This window comes from Rhizobium sp. LjRoot98 (assembly GCF_964252935.1).
In the GTDB taxonomy this organism is placed as follows: Bacteria; Pseudomonadota; Alphaproteobacteria; order Rhizobiales; family Rhizobiaceae; genus Pararhizobium.
This window is the reverse complement of sequence record NZ_CAXUPW020000018.1, coordinates 1-14965: the sequence shown is the minus strand read 5'-3', so window position 1 is coordinate 14965 and position 14965 is coordinate 1. Positions and strand designations below refer to the sequence as shown.

Below are 14965 nucleotides of genomic sequence, written 5' to 3'. Positions count from 1 at the left end.
TTTGTGGTTGTTGGAGTTTCGAAGAGCATTGCCGCGATCCGGCATTTCGCGACGGATCGCCGCTAGTTCTCGACGGCGTTCCACAACACCTTTGTACGCTAGGTTTGAAAAGGACCGCCGCTTTTAGCGTGTCGTGAATGACGAAGGCTGGTGCGGTCAATCTATCAAAGTTGTTAGATTGTCGATTGTGACAGACATCGGCACCCTCACCGCTCTGCGCTGACGGTGAGGGCAAGATGTTAAAATTACTGACTAAGCGTGATCAACAGGATCCATCCTACAACGAAATGCTGCGCGGGAGAGCGAGGGTTTTCCGCGACCGGATGAACTGGGATGTTGACGTCATCGACGGCAAGGAATTCGATCTGTACGATCGAAGCGGGGATCCCCTCTATCTGATATCACTCAACGACACAGGAAACGTCGTTGGGTCTTTGAGGGTGTTGCCGACCACGGGTCCGACAATGCTCAAGAACGAATTCGCGTCGATGTTTCGGGAACCGGTGGACATTGAGAGCCCGACAGTGTGGGAGTGCACGCGGTTTTGCGTTCATGCCGACCCGGGTGACACGATGCCGAAACAAAGGAACATCGCCCTCCAACTTCTGTGTGGTTTGTGTGACTTAGCGCACGCATTTAACATTGAAGGCATCGTTGGCGTCTATGAGCTTCCGATGCAGGCTGTGTACAAGCGGCTCGGCTGGTCGCCCAGATTGATTTCCATTTCGTGGCCGCGATTTGGAAAAATCTCCTGTGGCCTGTGGGACGTCAATCCAACCATCCGCGATCACTTATGCAATCGGGTGAAGACGTGCGGCCTTGAAACCCTCGCATTTCAGTATTCTCTGCAAAACGACAAATCCGTTCGGAAGAATCCGAGGATTAGTCGTGTTGGATGACGTCATCACGAAATTTTGTGCACCCTTCATCACTCCACTTATGGTAGGGCTCTGGGAGCCTGGAGTAGCACGGGGAGATTGTGGAATGGCCAAGCGCTCTTTACTAGAACACGCTCTCAGCGTTCTCAATGCCGCATCGAGCGAGGACGATTTGCAGGGTACGGTTTCGCATATCCGGGATTGCTATGGCTTGTCGCACCTTGTCTTTCACGTTGTCAGCTTGGGGGCCGGCAGTGGCAAGCACCCAATGATCCTGTCGACCTACTCTCGGGAATGGGTGGATTTCTATACCAGCGAAAACTTCTTCGATCTCGATCCCGTTGTGCATTTGAGCCGAACTGGTTTCTTGCCTGTCGACTGGTCACTTCTCGATCACGCCAGTCGTGAGACCAGCCGCTTTTTCCGACAAGCCCATTCGTTCGGAGTGGGTCGATTTGGCCTGACGTTTCCCGTGCGTGGTCCGCAAGGGGAGCGCTCGTTGTTTTCAGCGACGTCCAACCTGCGCGAAAGCGAATGGCGTCACCTGCGCGCGGATTGCATGGTCGATTTTCAAATTCTGTCGCACCACTTGCATGACAAAGCGCTCACGACCTCGGGGTTTCGCAATAATGGAGCGGTTAAGAGATTGTCGCGACGCGAGCTCCAATGCATCAATATGATCGCGAATGGTCGACTGGCAAAACAGATCGCCGCAGAACTCCAACTTTCCGAAAGTGCGGTTCGCCTCTACCTACGGACCGCAAAACGCAAGCTCGGGGTGTCAACGACATCCCAGGCAATCGGAAGAGCGGTAGCCGGTGAACTCATTCACGTTTGATCGAAACCCGCATACCAACGCGCCGCGTTGGACGGCTCTTTTCCGCGATGGCGCTGATAGCGCTGGAGCTTAGGGGTCTGGTCGAAACATCCCCAGCACACAACCTATTGAAGAACGGACGATGGAAAAATCCACTTCCTTCTGGCATCGGGCTGAGTCTGACGCAAAGGCCATTTCAACTGTCAGAACCCGGAGGCAGATCGCTAGCTGTGAACACGCATAAGTAGTTCAAACTTCGTCGCGCCGACAATTTTGATGTGGGAAAAAATCATTGGCAAAGGACACGTCAGCACTTCTTCTTGTATGTTACCAAGCTATTTCCCCCGAAGGCTTCAATGTCAAACGGGCTTGGGTATTTCATGCCTGGGTCGCAGATAAGAGGGGGAGCAGAGATTTTTTATAGTTTCCACCGCCCACAAATGGTTCACGCGAACTGGAGTCTTAACTCGTATCGAGGCCGTGCGATTGTATGCAAGGCGGGGTTCGCTCGCTTCTTGTCCTTCACCCTCAAAGATACCCCCGCAATCGTGTCGCGCTTATGGACAGAGCAAACAGTACCGTCGCCGCTGAACATACGATGACCTTGCAAGGAAAGGATGATCGCAAATGGCCATAAAAAGTGCCCCTCAGCTTGTCAGAATCCTTGCGAGGGAATTTCAACGTTGCGGAACCCAACCTCACAAATTTGCTGAGATCACCGGCGTAGGAGAGGACCGGCTGGAGCTACTTCAAACCGGGGAGTGGGAAGACCTGACGCTTAGGGAGATTGTCTCAATTTCGGAAAACCTTGATATCGACCTCACGAAACTCTGATTATTGCCCACCTGAAAGTACATCGGCCGGGTGCTCGAAGGACCCTTCCCAAAGCCCTCTCCGGCTGTCCTTTGCAGCCAGCTCTGCCACCGCGTAAGCGGCCGATACCGGCGCGCCTGAAGATAGGGTTGCGGCAAAAGCGGCACCAGAGGATATAAGCGCCGTTCCGACATCGACCGTCGCATCATCGATGTTGGCAGCGCACACAACAAAAGTCGCCGCATCCTTTGCGGTTCCAACCGGCTGGCATCCGACTGTGCCAGTTGTAAACAGAGCCGCAAGAGACGCGAGCGAGCGCAGCCCGCAATCTGCGTCCGGCCCCTCCGGCGCACGGAAATTAGTACCTCTGATGCAGGATTGAACCCCGAACAGCCTGTATTTTCGGCCTTCGTGGCTCCAGGCATCCCCAGTTTCGAAGGTGACATCGAAGGGAAACAGGATCGTCTCCGCCTGCCCGAAAGCCTGTGACCCAAGCATGAGGGAAAAGAGCAAGCCTACCTTAATCCGCATTTTGAAACCCCATCGTTTTAGAAAGCGATTGTGCCTGTTCGAGGTCGGGACGCCGTGATCGACCGTCCGGCGTCTTTCCGATCTCCGCGAGACCGAGAAACACCATGTTTTCATCGTCATTGACGGTGCGGTAGGGCTCGCCATCGCCACCAACGAGGGCAAAGCAGGACGCTGGTATAGCCTGGCCTTGCGCGGTCGAGAGCATCAGGGTCTTGCAGAGGATGACGTGCGCCCGTTTGTTATAGATCACCCCGGCGTAGTCACGAACGGCGTCTATACACGTCCATGTCTGCACCCGGTTGTAGGTCACCGTCAGCGCTGGGCAGCCGTTCAGGCCTCGTAGCTGAATGTCGTACCCGGCAATTCTTCGCTCGACTGCCCCGTTAATGATGATCTCGCCGCTGACCCGGTCTATGGAGCGGTCAACCAGGCTTCCGCGGGCATCAAATCGCTCAAGGACGAAGATCTTTTCGCCATCCTCGGCGAACTTGCGAAGATAAGATGGCCCCGGCTCCGCATACGGGTGTTCACCCATTTCGCGTGGGAAAGCCACGCTGGGCAGCATCAGCGAGATTACCAGGCCAAAGACCTTAAGTTGTCCACACATTGAGATTTCTCCGATTTGGAATTGACACATGGATCCCTTTAGAATTAATTATATTTTATTCTACGACGCAGCAACCGGAACTTTCCCATGAAAACGACCGCGCTACTCTTCCTCTTTTCAGCGTCGTATGCCGCCAACGCCTGCGACCCTATCGAAACGGCTAGTACGCTCGCAATGGTCAAAGCAATCGCGACGGAAGAGCAGTTGGATCCGGCGCTTGCACTCGCTGTGGTTGACGTCGAGAGCGCTGGCGGAAAGCATCAGGTCTCCAACGCCGGCGCAGTCGGGATCATGCAGCTGATGCCGGACACGGCCGCTGACTACGGCGTTTTTGACCGCTGCGACCCAGAGGCAAACATTCGCGCCGGCGTCCGCTACCTGAAGAAACTCTATGGCGAGTTTGATGATCCGCTGTTGATGCTGGCGGCATACAATGCCGGTCCGGAGCGCGTCTACCAAAAGGGCGGCATTCCCGAGTTCCACGAAACTGCCCAATACGTCGTCAAGGTGATGAACCGCTGGACGCTGAATGCCAAGGCGTTGGCTGCTCGGGAAAGACGCACCGGCGACCACCCTGCTCAGAAACGGACGATGGCACTGGCGCCCTCTCCCTGGCGAGAAGAACACGTCTGGAACGGCGAATAGATCGACCGATTTCCAAACTTTCCCTTCAACTTACAGAGGACTTCCGCATGACCATTCTTTCGGCCACATCACGTTTCCGTCTCAAGGTGGCAGTGGGTCTTGCCCTTCTGACAACCGGGATGGCACTCGCGCCCAGCTTTGCCTATGCGCAGTCGGCCGGTCCCGTCGAAGGGATCCTCGAATGGTTCGTCGGCGTGCTTCAAGGCAATGTCGCGCGATCTTTGGCAATCATCGCCGTGTGCTTCCTGGGCTTTCTGTTTCTGACCGGCCGCATGGCGTGGCAGGGGGCAATTTCCATCGTCATCGGCATTGCAATCATCTTCGGCGCGGCCCAGCTCGTCGATGCCATGAAGTCGTCGGCGGGCATTTAACATGCGCGAGGACGCTCCCGACGTTGAACCGCTGATCCTGCCGTTGACCCGGCCGCCAATGTATTTTGGCGTCGACATCATCGTCTTCGTCGTCAACGGACTGTTCGGGGTCGTCCTTTTCATAGCCACGTCGAGCTTCCTGGCGCCGCTCATCGTCCTACCCACTCATTTTATCGGGCTCTACCTTTGCCAACGCGACGTCCACATCGTCCGCGTGGTCCAGGTGTTCTTGTCGATGCGCAGGGCGATCCGCAACAGGAGGTTCTGGAGAGCGGGGAGCTATAGCCCGTGAACGTCGTCAATCACGATTTAAACTTCGGACGCGAACGCGCACGCGAAATTGGCATCGGCACCCATGTTCCCTATCTGCGTCATGTCGATGAAGAGACCATCGTCACCAAGACCGGTATGCTCCTGCAGGTCATCAAGCTTTCCGGGCTTCCGTACCAGACGATGGACCAGGCGGAGATCAACGCGCGTCTTGCCAACCGCAATATGACGGTCCGGTCGCTCGGGTCGTCGCGCTTTGCGCTCTATGCGACAATCATCCGTCGCCAGATCGTACCTGAAATCGACGGGGAATTTGACAATCCCTTCGCCGATGAGCTGAACGCCCGCTACATGGATGGGCTGAAGCATCGGACGATGTTCGTGAACGAGCTTTACCTGACCGTTATTCGACGGCCCATGACAGGCCGTGCCGGCAAAGTCGATCGCATGTTCGACGTGTTTCGCATGGCGGACAATGAGGTTGAGGCCAAAGGCGAAGCGCTGCGCGATCTGAAAGATATGGTTTCGGGGATCGTCGGCGACTTCCGCAGCTATCGGCCGGAGCTGCTATCTTGTGTAACGCGCGAGAGTGGCATCTTTTCGGAGCCAGCGGAGTTTTTCGCAAAGATTCTTGCCGCTGGCGACGAGCGGTTGATGCCCCTGCCCCGCATGTCGCTTGCCGACTATCTGGGGACCGGTCGCATCCTCTTTGGCCGCAAAGCAATGGAGATCTGGTCAAACGACGGCGCCACCTCCAAAGTCGCCGCTATGGTGTCGATCAAGGAATACCCGCCGATGACGACGCCGGGCCAACTCGACGGTCTGCTCCGTCTCCCCTACGAGTTCATCGTCACCCATTCCTTCGCCCCGGAAGACCGCACGTCCGTTACCGAAGCGATCGCGACGATCAGCCGGCAGATTTCCAATTCCGACGACGGCGGCACGGCCGTCGAGGACGATGTCGAGACCGCCCGCGATCGTCTTGCCTCCGGCGAAGTCGTCTTTGGCAAACACCATATGACCGTGGCGGTGCTGGCCCGCGAGCCTGCTGGCCTTAACCGCGCGGTTGCCGACGTCACCGCCGAGCTCGCCCGCATGGGCGTTGTCGCAGTACGCGAAGATCTTAATCAGGAGGCATCCTGGTGGGCACAATTGCCGGCAAACTTTGCCTATGTTGCGCGACAAGGGTTGATCTCGTCCGTCAATTTCGCGGGTCTGTTCTCTGCGCACAATTTCCCGTCGGGCCAGATCCATAAGGTCCATTGGGGCAAACCCGTCTCGCTTCTGGAGACGACCAGCCAGACAGCCTATTTCTTCAATTTTCATGAGGATGACGTCGGCAACTTTACCGTCATCGGCCCAACCGGTTCCGGCAAGACGGTGGCGCTGTCCTTCCTGCTTGCGCAAGGGATGCGCGTCGAGCCGCGGCCGCGCTGCGTCTTCATCGACAAGGACCGTGGGGCTGAGATTTTCGTGCGAGCCATGGGCGGACGCTACGAGCGGCTGTCCCCAGGCGAGCCGACCGGATTTGCGCCCCTGCAACTCGACGATACACCGGCCAATCGCAGTTTCGGCAAGACGCTGATTTCCTATCTGGTCACGCCGGCGGACCGGATTCTGCACGCTGAGGAGATGGCGGTGATCTCCGCCGCTGTCGACAGCATCTATACCGACTTCGATCGGCCACAGCGTCGGCTTGATATGCTGGCGGAGGCGCTGAGGGGCCGAATGCGATCCGGTATCGGCGATCTAGCGGACCGGTTGAAGGAATGGACGACCGGCGACAAGGGCTGGCTGTTCAACAATGCCGAGGACAAGCTCGATTTCTCAGGCTCGGTGATCGGCTTCGACATGACAGAAATCCTCTCCGACAAGCGCACGCGATCGGCCGCCCTCCTTTATATGTTTCACCGTAATCAGGAAATCCTCGATGGCCGGCCGTCGATGATCTTTCTTGACGAAGGTTGGCGCCTGCTCGACGACGAAGTGTTTTCCGGTTTCATCAAGGACTGGCTAAAATCCATTCGAAAAATGAATGGCATTGTCGGCTTCGGCACCCAGTCTGCGTCCGACGTGGTGCGTTCTGAGCTGCGCAACACCATTATCGAGCAGACGATGACCAACATCTTCTTCCCGAACGCATCGGCCGATGAGGAGAGTTACCGCACAGCCTTCGGACTGTCGGAGAAGGAGTTTCGGTTCATCAAGCAGGCAGATAAGGCAAGCCGTACCTTCCTGGTCAAGCATGCGCAGGACTCGATCATCGCCCGCCTCGACCTCTCCGCCATGCCCGACCTGGTGAAGGTGCTGTCCGGGCGTCCGGAAACGGTTCGCGAGTGCGAGAGTTTGCGAGAGACGTATGGCGAGGAGCCGGCCGCCTGGCTTCCGCATTTTTGCGGTTGGACGATACCGGACGCAAGCGATGCATAGAGCAGTTATCCTTTTGCTCTCTGCAGGACTTGCCCTTGCGCCATCACCCTCTGTCTGGGCGGATGTGCCCGTGCTTGATAACGATGCGAGAGACAAGCGTTTCGAGGAAGAAGGTCATTCGGCTACCGATAATGACACGCAGGACGACCAGCTCGAGGAGCAGACCGTCACCAACTGCAATATCTCGCAGAAGGAAGAGAACCGGCGTTTGTATCGATCGCCGGCGCAGGCAGTGAGCGAAGACACCAGCAATGTCGAGCTTATCAAGCACTATGCCGACAAATACAATGTTTCCGTCGGCCTGGCGCTGTCGGTCGCGCACGCGGAGTCCGGGATTTCGACCTGCTCGGGCTCACCCACCGGCGTCAAGGGCGTTATGCAGTTGACCAAGCGGACCGGCAAGGGCATGGGTCTCGATCGCGATATCAACGAGGAAAATATCGAGGGCGGCGTCAAATATCTGGGTCTCGGCGTCAACAAGTGCGGGACGACAGACTATACCTGCCTTGCCTCCTGGTACAATGGCTCGACTGCGGCAGAACAGAAGAACTGGGCCGGCAAGGTCGGCCGGAACCATGGATGGTTCAACGCCTACGTTGGCGGCTCCAATATCGAGGAGATCTCGTCGCCGTCCTTCAAATCCACTGTCGATTACGGATCTGAGGCGTCGCGCAACGCCAATGGTGCAGCCGTTGCCGCCAACGACAGAGCCGTTTCCGGTGTCGATAGAAGCTCTGCCCGGGTGCAGGAAGCCGGGCGACGGATTGAAGCCCTGTCGTCATCGGTTGGCGCCTCGGAAATCTACCAGGACGCCTGGGATGACAACACGCAGGCGCGCGCCGTCAATGCTGAGCTCCTCAACAACCTGATGACTGCCCGTAACTTGTTCAACGACCTATTGCAGGCGCGCCTGCAGCTGAAGCTGTCAAAGACCTCCGAGACAGCTAAGGCCATGAAGTCCGATCCCACCGTCAATCCCTATAGCTGTGATCCCGTCATTCTCGAGCAAATGATGGTGCCGCGCGCCGACTGGCCACGTTGCGCTGTTATCGCGGAAGCGCAGGCGGAAACGTCGGTGCGGTCGTCGTCGGGCAATTCCGACGGCGCGATCGCCGACAATCTTCTGTCCATCCAAACTGCCGCAGAGGCGGCCGATTAAGAGGTTTCATCATGAGAACGAGACTTGCTATCGCTGCTGTACTTGCCGTTTCAACGCCGGCGTTTGCCGACGTTCCGGTCATCGACAACGCCAACCTGACGATCGCCAGAAAGAATGCCGAAAACACTGGCAAAATCATGAACACAAATACCGACATCCTGGAAAAGACCAAGTCGATCCTTGGTGCCCTCTCCGGAAGTCGCGACGGGTCCATGGGTATTTCCTCGACCGGCTTAAGCGGAAATATGTCAGTTTCCGCAGCACCATCTTTCTCATCCATCATGAACGGTGGAACGCTGTCCTTTGGCGGCCTCGACGCCAACTCCCAGAATATCGCGGCGACGTTGATCAACGGCCTTCAGCTCGTCAAACAGGTGAAGGCTATCGTTGACGGCGAAGATGCGGGCGCGATGAACAGTGCCTTCTCCGGCGCCGTCAATACAGTCACGCTGCTCTCGGCACTGACGCAGCAGGCGACGCAAGGGATCTCCAAGAGGGAACAGTCGCTTCAGTCGGCGACTGGCCAGATCGGCTCGGCCGAAGACGTGAAGGGCTCGGTCGATGCCAATACCCGCATGCAGCTGGAGACGGCGCGCACCATCAACGAGATGATCGGCGTTTCGAACGGCGCGGTCTCCGCTCTCAATACCGAGATGCAGATGCGACTGACGCAACAATCCGAGACCGCCAAGATGCTGCGATATAAAGACATCAACCCGTTCAAGTGAGACCGCATGCGATTGCTCGTGATGACAATGCTGGTAGGGCTGGTCTTTGTTGCCGGCTGCCAGACAAAGGGTGAGAAGAACGCCCCCTGCCCGCCGATCTCCGGATATGGGCCGGCCGAGGACTTGTGTGGCCCTGCCCTTCCGGTCAATGACGTGTTTACGTCCGTCCTGAAGGAATAACGAGATGGCGGCGACCACGATCATTTCGGACATCTTCCAGAAGCTCGACAATATCGGCGAGACCTTTATCTCGAACGCCTATGAAGGCTTGGCCCTTCAAGTCACCGTCCTGTTCGGGTCGATGCTGACACTCTATGTCATCTGGTGGGGCTACATGATTCTTGCCGGACGGGACGGATTTTCCGTGCCGGAGGCCGCGTGGCGGCTGGGGCGCGCCTTCTTCATCTATTACATGGCGACCAACTGGGACGCCTTTTCCGCCACGCTCTACCAGCTTGTGCAAGCAGTGCCGAACCTCATTTCCGACACGATCATCGAGTCGATTGCAGGTTCAGGCGGGATCCTCGACGGGGGAACCGACGATACGACCGGCGTCGTCAAAATCCTCGATGCGGTGTTTGAAACGGCGGGCAAAGTCTATGAGCAAGTGGCGACCGGTACCTTCGAATATGTTGGCGCTCTGATTGGCGCCGTGGTCTTTGTCGTCGCAATGATTTTCATCGCGGTAGCCGCCGCCGCGATCCTAGCGGCCAAGCTAATGCTGTTCATCACGTTGGCGCTGGCGCCTGTATTCATCATTTTGGCGCTCTATCGCTGGACCTTCCGGTTTACCGACGGCTGGCTGCTGCTCATGGTCAACCTGATGGTGACGCAGACGCTGATGATGTCGTTTCTGGCGTTCCTCTACCAACTTATAGAGCTCGCCATTAACACGGCCAATAACACCGCGACGGAAAGCAAGCTGTCATATGTGGCGCCATTCGTGATTGTCTGCCTCCTCGGCATCGTGGTGTTCAGATTTATCCCGTCGTTTTCCAGCGCCATCGTCGGAGGCATGGCGTTCGGTCAAGGGGACGTTCCATTTCAGGGCGGGAAGGAATCGTGGCGTCGTGCCAGCTTTCAGGTCACCGGGCGAGCGCGGATTCTGCGGACCGGTTTAGGGGGGCGGCGGAGCTCCGCCGACGTTCAAGCAGCCCGCGCCCGCGCCATTCAACGAGAAACAGAAAAGAACGCTCAACTTTAAGCTGGCCTAGAATGAGCGTGATCGTTAAATATAGTTTGCATGGAAGGAAACGTATTGTGCAACATTGGGGTGACAATCGCCGCTATACCGCGGCTCTCCAGGAACAGGAGCGCGTCAACGAGGAATTGGCTGAACGGGCCAGATCCGAGTCGAAGAAAGGCGGCAACCTCGGTTTTCTGCTTTTCATCGTCGCCGTCGTTCTCATCAAGCCGTTCGGAGAATATTGCATAGCTCTGTACGGCTCTGCCACCAGCTACCTTCACAGCATAACCGGCATGTTGGGCCTATAAACTGGGAGACCTTGATGAACAAAACTCCCGCAGCACTCATAGTGTTTGCAATGCTGTTTCCCGCCATAGCGATGGCCCAGTCGAGAAGCTCGATCGTTCCGATAATGACTGGCGCTTATGCCCCAGCCGACAGCGGCTGCGATGCAGCAGCGGCCGCATTCATTTACATCGAGGATAAGGGTATCGCCGCCAACAAAACCACCGGAACCGTGAGATCCGTCAAACAGGACGGTGCCTCCTATGTCCTCGACGTCCTCTGGATTGAGGCTGGGGCAGACAAAGCTGATGGCGATCGCGATACGGTCGAGATCGAGGTGGAAAACGACAAGAGTTTCTATTTCTCCAATTCCGCGCTTGAGAGAACACTCATGCGGTGGTGCAACTGAGGCTCAACTTTTTGCAATCCCGCGTGACAGCGGCAGCTTTTGAGCTCTCACCGTTGATTTGCTAGCCGAACGATCACGACCATAGCGACGCGGGGAGATCGGCCCATGGCTCTCCATGCCCGCATAATTAAATATATTTTATCGCGCCGTGAACGCGCGGATTGGAAGCAGATATGGCCAATGCAGAAGCGCCTGAACAACAGACCACCACCCTTCCCATTGACCTGAGCGCATATTGGAAAGCGGGTGCGTCGTGGGAGGCCGAACTCTATCGCAAAGAACGCCGATCGCGGAAAATCGCATGGACGGTCGCTACGATCGCGAGCGTTTCGACGCTGCTCAGCCTGTCAGCCCTCAATCTCCTCGTTCCATTAAAGCAATTCGAGGCCGTTGTAGTGGTAGCTGACAAGACGACCGGCTTCGTCGAAGTCGCACGCTCGCTGGATGAGAGCAAGCTTTCGGAAAACGATGCGATCAAGACCGCCAACATCGTCCGCTACATTAGAGCCCGCGAAACCTATGATCCGCGAGGACTGAAGGATAATTACGACCTTGCCCAGCTTTATTCGACGGCACAGGCCTCGGTTGATCTGCGCCACGAATTTGAGCCATCGAACCCGAAGTCGAGGGATAAGGTGCTCGGCCGAGACACGCGCATCGCCGTGACGATCAAGTCTGTATCATTTCTCAATGCGTCGACGGCGACAGTGCGCTTTTCCACGGAAACCAGCCGCGACAACACATTGCGGCGCGAGCACTGGGTCTCTGTTGTCCGCTTCCGCTACACGACCGCGCCACTGAAGAACGAATATCGCTTCGACAACCCGCTTGGTTTCCAGGTCGTCGAGTATCGGCGCGACCAGGAGTCTTTGCCAGAAGTCGTGCCGGCCGATAAGGCGACACGCTGATGCAGACAACCCGTTTGTTTTTCGCCGCCCTGTCGCTGCTGATCACGGCAAAACCCTTGGCGGCCGCCGATCCTCGCATCCGCTACATCACGTTCAACAACAATGCCGTTGTCACCGTTCCCGCCGGGCTTGGCGTGTCGACGATGATCCAGCTTGGGAGCTCCGAGGTGATCGAGACAATCTCGGCTGGCGACACGGCGAGTTGGTCGATCGTGCCGAAGAAGGGGTCAAGCATCCTCTTTGTCAAACCGCTGCGCGAAAACGCCGAGACCAACGTCAACATCGTCACCAACCAGCGGGTCTATGCTCTTCTTTTGAAAGGCTCGGCCGCCGCCGATCTCAGAGCTGCGTTCCAGGTGCGCTTCAAATATCCCGACGAAGACGTGAACGCCCGCCTTCTGGCGGCTGCCCAGGATAGTGCCAAGGATCCATTGCTGAAAGGCCTCGATCCGAGCCGGCTCAACTACGACTATGTCTTCCGGGGCGACACCAGCCTGAAGCCGCGCGTCGCCTTCGACGACGGCACCCACATGTACCTCGAGTTTCCGGATGAAATCCCGGCGATCTTCGTCGTCGAAGACAAGCGCCAGGAGTCGCTCGTCAACCTGCGCACCCAGGGCAAATACGTCGTGGTCGACAAGATCTCCGCCCAATTCACGCTGCGCGCCGGCGACAAATGGCTGTGCCTGTATAACCGGCAGGCCAACCGCCGGTCCTTCGATCTCGTCGAGGATGCCTATGGTCCGAAGAACCTTGACACCATGGAAGGCAGCCAGCGATGAGCAGGATCGATTTCGACCACCTCGATGGTCAGAGCAGTGTCGCCAGCACCCGCAACGGCCGTCTCGGAAAGCTGGCGCTTCCGCTCCTCCTCGTCGCCGGTGCGGGCGTGCTCGCCTACGTCAACTGGCCGACAGGTCCTCAGAACCCCGGCCTCAACGAGGGCGCAACCGAAACCTTCGAAACATCGAATACCAGCATTCGTAATTTCCCGGAGGAGCCGGTCGAACAGGCAGCCGATCCCAACCTCGTGCACATCCCTATGGTCGAGGTGAAAAAGCCGGTTGATGCTGCGACAGTTGATGTCACGGTCAACCAAGGTGAAGACTTGGAAAAACTGCGACAGATCGAGGAAGCCCGCCGCCTTGCTGAGGAAGAGCGGCGCCGGATGGAAGAGGCACGCCGGCGCGCGGAAGAAGACGAGCGGTTGGCGCAATTGGAAGCCAAGCGGCTCGAGGACGAGGAAAAGGCCCGGTGGGAGCGGCTGCGCTCCGAGCAAATCATTGTCGACGGGTCAAACAGTGAGAGTTTGCCTGCGAGCGACCAGTCGGTCGCAATCGCTGACGATGGCCAGCTCGTGAGCGTGCCAGGGGCCGAGACCGACGCAAACAAGGCGTTCTTGGCTCAATCGGAGAAGCAGACGGCCGGCATCGTCAAGGCGACCCGCTTTGACCGCACCGACGCACTGGTTGCTCAAGGGACGATGATCCGCGGTTTTCTGGAGACGGCGATCAATACCGATCTTCCCGGCATGGTACGCGCTGTTGTGCGCGAGGACGTCCGCTCGCTCGATGGTGGACGCATCCTCATCCCAAAAGGCTCTCGCCTGATCGGGGAATACAAGTCCGGGCTGGCACGCGGCCAAAAGCGGATCTTCGTCGTCTGGTCGCGGGTGATCCGCTCCGACGGTCTGTCGGTCGAGATCGCCTCGCCCGGCGCCGACCGGCTTGGTCGCGCGGGCCTGACCGGCGACATCGACACGCATTTCTGGGAGCGGTTTGGTTCTGCGATCATGCTCTCGGTGATCGGTGGTGCTGCGGAATACGTGTCCGCCCTCGGCCAGGCTCCGACCAACAGTGCGCGCTCCATCTCCACCGTCGATCCGGTTACCGGAGCCGTCACCACGATCACCACCGAACCCAGCCAAACAGCCGCGGAGGCGCGCGCCATTGCCGCCGAGAAATCCTCATCCATGCTGCAGGAGATCGCTAACGAAGCGTTCAAGGAGAGTTCGAAAATCCCGCCGACGATCTACGTTGCTCAGGGTGAGCCGGTGATCGTCTATCTCAGGCGTGACCTCGACTTTTCCGATTTTTATGCTGATCCCGTCCGCCAGGAGATGATGCGCCTGAAGCGCGGTGGGCAGATCCGCCGGGATGTCGACCCCACGCCTTATTATCCGATCGCACCGGTCTACAAATGAGCGCGTTCCCGTTTCTCGAAAAAACCCTTGAACGGCTAAAGCCCTTTCTCTCGGATGACCGCGTCTCCGAAATCTCGGTCAATCGCCCCGGAGAGCTGTTCATCGAGCGCCTTGGGGTGAGCAGCATGGAGCGGGTCGAAGATGGGCAGTTCACGGCCGATTGGATTCGGACGTTGAGCGAGCGCGTCGCCGGGTCCACCAACCAGGTCGTCAATGACGAGCACCCGATCCTGTCCGCATCGCTGCCATCGGGGGAGCGATTCCAATGCGTGCTGCCACCAGCTGCACCAGAGGGCGGCGCCATCTCCATCCGCAAGCAGGTCATTCATGACATCGGCCTCGACGTTTACCAGCAGCGCGGCGCTTTCGAGGATACGCGCGTCGGGCGCCAGCTCTCGCTCTCCGCCGCCGAAGAAGAGCTTGCCGCTATGATGCAAGGCGATGTCGATGCCATGGAATTCCTCCGGACCGCCGTACGCTTGCGGATCTCAATCGTCGTGTCCGGCGGCACGTCCACCGGCAAGACCACGTTTCTCAATGCACTCTTGAAGGAGATCCCGGAAGAAGAACGCATTGTCACGATCGAGGACACGCGCGAACTCAAACCGAACGCGCCGAACACCGTTGCCCTACTCGCCTCCAAAGGCGACCAGGGCCGCGCCAAGGTCACGCAGCAGCAACTTCTCGAAGCCTCGCTAAGGATGCGTCCAGATCGGTTGATGCTC

19 protein-coding genes are annotated in these 14965 nt (G+C 57.7%); 17 read left to right on the top strand and 2 right to left on the bottom strand.

Going from position 1 to position 14965, the window contains the following annotated elements; translation table 11 throughout:
* Positions 1–236 precede the first annotated feature (236 nt).
* From ACSQ3J_RS29010 to ACSQ3J_RS29000, 3 genes are all read left to right on the top strand, one after another.
* Entirely contained in the window at positions 237–899 is a 663-nt protein-coding gene (locus ACSQ3J_RS29010; RefSeq protein ID WP_436040862.1) for an acyl-homoserine-lactone synthase, read from the top strand.
* A gap of 85 nt (positions 900–984) precedes the next feature.
* The gene (locus ACSQ3J_RS29005) at positions 985–1716 is read left to right on the top strand and encodes a helix-turn-helix transcriptional regulator (RefSeq protein WP_436040861.1); all 732 of its coding nucleotides are present in this window, start codon (positions 985–987) and stop codon (positions 1714–1716) included.
* Positions 1717–2322: 606 nt separating this feature from the next.
* Positions 2323–2529, top strand: a complete 207-nt coding sequence (locus ACSQ3J_RS29000; protein WP_060504448.1) for a hypothetical protein — start codon at positions 2323–2325, stop codon at positions 2527–2529.
* Here ACSQ3J_RS29000 and ACSQ3J_RS28995 read toward each other — a convergent pair whose 3' ends face one another.
* Entirely contained in the window at positions 2530–3039 is a 510-nt protein-coding gene (locus ACSQ3J_RS28995; RefSeq protein WP_436040860.1) for a thermonuclease family protein, read from the bottom strand.
* Positions 3029–3646 (bottom strand): hypothetical protein, encoded by a 618-nt coding sequence (locus ACSQ3J_RS28990; protein ID WP_436040859.1) that lies wholly within the window; start codon positions 3644–3646, stop codon positions 3029–3031. The genes ACSQ3J_RS28995 and ACSQ3J_RS28990 overlap by 11 nt, the downstream gene beginning before the upstream one ends.
* Positions 3647–3733: 87 nt before the next feature.
* On the opposite strand from ACSQ3J_RS28990, the gene ACSQ3J_RS28985 reads away from it, so the two are divergent.
* From ACSQ3J_RS28985 to ACSQ3J_RS28920, 14 genes are all read left to right on the top strand, one after another.
* Positions 3734–4291: a lytic transglycosylase domain-containing protein gene (locus tag ACSQ3J_RS28985; RefSeq protein ID WP_060504445.1), complete on the top strand. Its 558-nt coding sequence runs from the start codon at positions 3734–3736 to the stop codon at positions 4289–4291.
* Positions 4292–4338: 47 nt separating this feature from the next.
* Complete coding sequence (locus ACSQ3J_RS28980; RefSeq protein WP_436040858.1) at positions 4339–4662, top strand: TrbC/VirB2 family protein; 324 nt, start codon at positions 4339–4341, stop codon at positions 4660–4662.
* Position 4663: 1 nt separating this feature from the next.
* Entirely contained in the window at positions 4664–4954 is a 291-nt protein-coding gene (locus ACSQ3J_RS28975) for a type IV secretion system protein VirB3 (RefSeq protein WP_436040857.1), read from the top strand.
* Complete coding sequence (locus ACSQ3J_RS28970; protein WP_436040856.1) at positions 4951–7362, top strand: VirB4 family type IV secretion/conjugal transfer ATPase; 2412 nt, start codon at positions 4951–4953, stop codon at positions 7360–7362. Before ACSQ3J_RS28975 ends, ACSQ3J_RS28970 begins: the two co-directional genes overlap by 4 nt.
* Entirely contained in the window at positions 7355–8521 is a 1167-nt protein-coding gene (locus ACSQ3J_RS28965) for a transglycosylase SLT domain-containing protein (RefSeq protein ID WP_436040855.1), read from the top strand. The genes ACSQ3J_RS28970 and ACSQ3J_RS28965 overlap by 8 nt, the downstream gene beginning before the upstream one ends.
* Before the next feature lie 11 nt (positions 8522–8532).
* Positions 8533–9249 (top strand): type IV secretion system protein, encoded by a 717-nt coding sequence (locus tag ACSQ3J_RS28960; protein WP_436040854.1) that lies wholly within the window; start codon positions 8533–8535, stop codon positions 9247–9249.
* A gap of 6 nt (positions 9250–9255) precedes the next feature.
* Positions 9256–9429 carry a hypothetical protein gene (locus ACSQ3J_RS28955; protein WP_436040853.1) on the top strand — a complete coding sequence of 58 codons (174 nt, stop codon included), beginning with the start codon at positions 9256–9258 and terminating at the stop codon, positions 9427–9429.
* Between the two features lie 4 nt (positions 9430–9433).
* On the top strand, positions 9434–10453 hold the full coding sequence (locus ACSQ3J_RS28950; protein ID WP_436040852.1) for a type IV secretion system protein: 1020 nt from the start codon (positions 9434–9436) through the stop codon (positions 10451–10453).
* A gap of 11 nt (positions 10454–10464) precedes the next feature.
* Positions 10465–10743 (top strand): hypothetical protein, encoded by a 279-nt coding sequence (locus tag ACSQ3J_RS28945; RefSeq protein WP_436040851.1) that lies wholly within the window; start codon positions 10465–10467, stop codon positions 10741–10743.
* A gap of 14 nt (positions 10744–10757) precedes the next feature.
* Positions 10758–11129: a hypothetical protein gene (locus ACSQ3J_RS28940; RefSeq protein WP_436040850.1), complete on the top strand. Its 372-nt coding sequence runs from the start codon at positions 10758–10760 to the stop codon at positions 11127–11129.
* A 173-nt stretch (positions 11130–11302) separates the two neighbouring features.
* Positions 11303–12037: a virB8 family protein gene (locus ACSQ3J_RS28935; protein ID WP_436040849.1), complete on the top strand. Its 735-nt coding sequence runs from the start codon at positions 11303–11305 to the stop codon at positions 12035–12037.
* Positions 12037–12819: a TrbG/VirB9 family P-type conjugative transfer protein gene (locus ACSQ3J_RS28930; protein WP_436040848.1), complete on the top strand. Its 783-nt coding sequence runs from the start codon at positions 12037–12039 to the stop codon at positions 12817–12819. Before ACSQ3J_RS28935 ends, ACSQ3J_RS28930 begins: the two co-directional genes overlap by 1 nt.
* Entirely contained in the window at positions 12816–14240 is a 1425-nt protein-coding gene (gene virB10, locus ACSQ3J_RS28925) for a type IV secretion system protein VirB10 (protein WP_436040847.1), read from the top strand. The genes ACSQ3J_RS28930 and virB10 overlap by 4 nt, the downstream gene beginning before the upstream one ends.
* On the top strand, positions 14237–14965 hold a 729-nt coding region (locus ACSQ3J_RS28920; protein ID WP_436040846.1), incomplete at its 3' end, for an ATPase, T2SS/T4P/T4SS family. The genes virB10 and ACSQ3J_RS28920, both read left to right, overlap by 4 nt.